This window comes from Gordonia sp. SCSIO 19800, assembly GCF_018132775.1.
Lineage (GTDB): Bacteria > Actinomycetota > Actinomycetes > Mycobacteriales > Mycobacteriaceae > Gordonia > Gordonia hongkongensis.
In genome coordinates, this window is the sequence record NZ_JAGRQM010000069.1 from 1 (window position 1) to 557 (window position 557).

The following is a 557-nucleotide window of genomic DNA, read 5'->3' on the forward strand; positions in this document are numbered from 1 at the left end:
TGGAGGTGCCGTTGCGCACATAGTCGTGGCTGGCCCGTTGCGGGGTGCCCGGGAGCATGGGAAAGATCGGCTGGGTGAATCACCCTAGGGTTTTGTGCCGCCTCCAGTGTGGGCTGGTCCTCGGGGCCGAGGCCAGCGTAGTGGAGCGTTTCGAACTCGGTCGGGGGAATCTGGCCGATACTCGAGTGCAGCCTGCTGTTGTTGTACCAGTCGACCCAACCAGCGGTCGCGAACTCGACGTCGGAGATCGTCCGGTACGGGCCGGAGTGGAAGATCGTGGTCCGGATGCACTCGGTCTTGTACAGCCCGTTCACCGACTCGGCCAGAGCGTTGTCGTAGGCGTCTCCGACCGACCCGATCGACGCGGCGATGTCTTCGAGCCGCAGCCGCTCAGTCAGTGTAACCGATGTGTACTGGGCGCGTTCAATCGGTCGATGCAACACTGGGTTGTTGTAGCGAGTGTAGTTGTTCGCCAAAGACTTCGGCGGGAGTTTTCCATCCAAGGACTTTTCTAGGACGGTTGTTGAGGGTGTAGGCGATGGCCTCGAGGTCCTCAG

General features: G+C 61.4%; 2 pseudogenes. Both read right to left on the reverse strand.

What is annotated here, in order from left to right:
- Positions 1-110: 110 nt before the first annotated feature.
- Positions 111-419: pseudogene (locus KB201_RS24695) on the reverse strand (integrase core domain-containing protein); the annotation flags it as partial.
- A gap of 4 nt (positions 420-423) precedes the next feature.
- Positions 424-557, reverse strand: a pseudogene (locus tag KB201_RS24700) (IS30 family transposase); the annotation flags it as partial.